This window comes from Bacillus hominis, from assembly GCF_018332515.1.
GTDB classification, from domain to species: Bacteria; Bacillota; Bacilli; order Bacillales; family Bacillaceae_G; genus Bacillus_A; species Bacillus_A hominis.
The window spans coordinates 1-3,108 of sequence record NZ_BOQD01000509.1; the positions used below are offsets into that span (position 1 = coordinate 1).

The window sequence follows — 3,108 nt, forward strand, 5'->3', positions numbered from 1 at the left end:
CATCAAATGAACGAATAAGAGTGAAGCAGTTAGAAAGCGGAGAAAGAGTAAGGTTAAAAGAAATATCATCAAATGAACGAATAAAAATGAAGCAGTTAGAAAGCGAAGAAAGTAATAGAGAACAAGAGGACAGGATAAAATCAGTAGTAGTGGTATTGAAAGAAGAGAATCTTCCCGCTGCTGCTAGAGCAGGTATTGCTAGTATGGAAATCGAAAGATGAAATGTAACTGTTGATTAGATGAGCTAGATAAAAAATAAGTCGGATACAGAGGAGGAATTATTTAGATTTCTCCTTTTTAACTATGATAACTCCTACCCATGTATATCATCATTTTACGGAATGAAGTATGTTATAACAACTGCAATGCAACTGTAATTCTTACTAGGTGTGTGTATACAGCAAGGGAATTTGGGGCGTTACGAGTAGTCATGTGAGGATTGGGTTGTGTCATATAAGGTTTGAACTAAGGAGGGGGGATTTTCCACATTTCATAGAGGTATTATAACGGAAATAGAGATTAGTACCTCAACCTTCCCGCCAAGGTGTATGAAAATCTCTCGATATGAGACGTATTTACTTTCCTTCACTTAATGAACACAGCTTATACCTACCTATATTTTTATGGTGAATCCAATACACCACGGAAATTCCCCATTAAGTCTAATCGTATATTTCTCCACAAAATATTAGCTATTCATCGAAGCCAATACTATTAAGAATAAAAAACATCATTTTTCAAAAAAAAGTTCTTGACACGACTTTTTAGTTTTGATGACGAGAACCGTCAGCTTTTTGATGACGGATCAAGACCTAATTTCTCAATTCTTCGATTTGTATAATGATACTAGAGCTGATTCTTATTAATAGTAGGATCTTATTTAATTTATATGGTGTGCAAGATTAGTTGAAAAATTAGCGAATTTGTTCCTTACAGTAGGGAATAAAAACAGCAAAAACAGGACTGGATTTTCCTGAGGCTAAGGAATAAAAAATAAAAATTCCGTTCACTTCTTGCCTACTAATAATAGAGAAACAAGGAATAAGAAAGAAACAAATAATAAAAAGAAGCGCTTCGCTTTCTGATTTGATTGTTTGCTTGGTTTTCTTGAATTAGTGATAGAGAATAATCCGACTATTTAAAAGGAGGCAGCAAAATAATACGAAAAGAGGGGCAATATATTGTGTTTGAGAAAGATAATCAAGGTAAGTTTATCAAATTTGACAAAGAAGCATATAAAAGAGATTCGATGGAGTTATTTCTTTATAGTGTACTAAAGACTTTTGAGAATAAAGCAGGGTTTACTTCAATATCAGTAAAGCAACTGATAGAATATGCTAGTTTAGGAAGGTCACTTGTTTATAAGATTGAACAAGCATTAACTAATTTAATAGAACAAAAACTTATTACGGTATATGATGCAATAGATTTCGGAAATATTGTTGAGATGAGAAATATCAAACCTTCTGATATGTTTTACATCAAGGTTAGTGAGATGGTAGCGAATGATGATTCGTTTATCCAGATCTATACAAGTGAAATACTGAGATTTATTAGTGAAAAGATGAAAGGTACAAAGGTTGATATCTTTAAACAGTTCATATATATCTTGAAATTTGTGAATCAGGGTAACGGATACAGAAAGATAAGTTTTCCTAACATTTCTACCATTGCTAAGGATATTAATGTATCGGATCGATCGGTAAAGAACTATACTAAAATTTTGGAAGAGCATAGTTTTCTGTACAGTAATATTTTAATTATTGAAAAAGAGAAAATGAAGAAAGTTTATAGTAGACCGCAGCATTCACAGGATGTAGATGATGCAATTACTGAGTGTATAGCAAAGCAGACAAAAGAAATTAATATTAAACGACCTAATAATTTGGAAAGTAAATCCAAAGAGACACTAGTAAGTAGTAAGCGTAAAGCAAGACTGAAAGATCCTGAGCAAATGCTCTCTATTGATAAGAAAATTAGAGATGTGTTCAGTAACTATCAAGGTGAATTCAATGATAATTCAATACGTCAACTAAAAAAATATCAGGAGCAACATGAATCGGAAGTTTTAGTTAAAGCTTTGCATATTATCATGGATGGAAAAACTAGTTTGAATAATCCAACGGGATTTATACTGAAAGCATTAAAAGATAGTGATGCAATTAAAGAAGCTGAATGTCGCATTAAACGCTCTAAGGAGCAATCAGAGCGGATGGATAAAGAAGATAAAGTACCATCCTTTGATTATCATAAAGTTTGGAAAGCCATGAAGAAGAAACAACAAGAGAAGAAAGGTAAAGAGAACAATCAAGGAGGGCAAGAAAGAAAGGCTATTTCTGAAATAGAAGTATTGTTAGAAGAACCAAAGGTTAAACGACTGAACCAAGTTGGATTATATCCATATATGCCAGAATGGAAACGAGAGGGATTTAGTAGCCGAGAAGATTACGAAAAGGCTATGGAAGCGGAGAAAATGAAGAAGTTATTGGCTAGTTTGCAAATAAGTTAGTATTTTTGCCAAAGGGTATGGATTAATCATATCCTTTTGTTATGTCTAGATATTCTTAATAAAACTGTGATATTATTATGAGTTCTTTTATAAGCCTGATATAAAAATATGTGTATCTTGATCCTAAGATAAGATTGGAGGTTAAATATCGTAACCTAACTAAATGGGATTCCTGAGAATCCCTAGCTTTGTGGAGTGGGCTAATTAGTTCTCCACTTTACATATTTAATTGAATAAATATTTATCCAACATGCTTTTATTTATCGACTAAATAATCATTCAGTTTTACTAAATCCCCTATCCCTAACCTTATTTTCAAATTACTAATAGCTATAGCAATTCCGACAGGGGACAAAGAACAATGTGAAATAGAAGAAACATCCCAACTTTTTGCTAAACGAACGAGTTTTGGAAAAGACGTAAATTCAGGATGGGAATTAAATTGTTCAATTAAAAATTTTAACGTTCCTGAATTTTTATCCATTGTAATACATCCACTATATATTAAATGCTCGTAAAACATTCTGCCTTGAGGTATGTTAATAATATCAAGGAATTTATCAAAAAAAGTGTCATAGTAAAATTCAAAAGGAGGGTTA

Annotated in this window: 3 protein-coding genes; 2 read left to right on the forward strand and 1 reads right to left on the reverse strand. The window is 32.2% G+C overall.

The features are described from left to right. The coding region (locus KI356_RS26960; RefSeq protein ID WP_212936978.1) for a hypothetical protein at window positions 1-221 on the forward strand (221 nt) is incomplete at its 5' end. 962 nt (window positions 222-1,183) lie between these two features. Then, window positions 1,184-2,509 carry a helix-turn-helix domain-containing protein gene (locus KI356_RS26965; RefSeq protein WP_212936979.1) on the forward strand — a complete coding sequence of 442 codons (1,326 nt, stop codon included), beginning with the start codon at window positions 1,184-1,186 and terminating at the stop codon, window positions 2,507-2,509. A gap of 256 nt (window positions 2,510-2,765) precedes the next feature. Here the strand turns inward: KI356_RS26965 and KI356_RS26970 are convergent. Then, the coding region (locus tag KI356_RS26970) for an LPO_1073/Vpar_1526 family protein (protein WP_212936980.1) at window positions 2,766-3,108 on the reverse strand (343 nt) is incomplete at its 5' end.